This is a genomic window from Pseudomonas sp. AC083 (assembly GCF_979253165.1).
The window spans coordinates 1-249 of the sequence record NZ_CEEDDH010000264.1 but is presented as its reverse complement, the minus strand read 5'-3'; the positions used below and the strand labels follow the sequence as shown (position 1 = coordinate 249).

General features: G+C 41.4%; 1 pseudogene. It reads right to left on the bottom strand.

Features of this window, described 5'->3' with window-relative positions:
* Positions 1–249, bottom strand: a pseudogene (locus AC0IXA_RS27905) (hypothetical protein); the annotation flags it as partial.

Below are 249 nucleotides of genomic sequence, written 5' to 3'. Positions count from 1 at the left end.
ACCATGTTGTCAGAAAGAACGACACCCAGCATCGCGGTCATAAACATGAGCAAATACGTGTAGAAAGAGCCAAGCTGTTCTTTTTCCTTTGATAAGTAGAAAATACTGTACAGCACCACAAGTGCGCCGATACCTGTAATTAATAAAGTAAATAACAGGCTGAGACCATCGACATACACAGTGAAATTCATCCCTAAAGATGGAATCCATTCAGCCTGTGAGAAAAGCGTTCGTCCATTCGAAGTGATA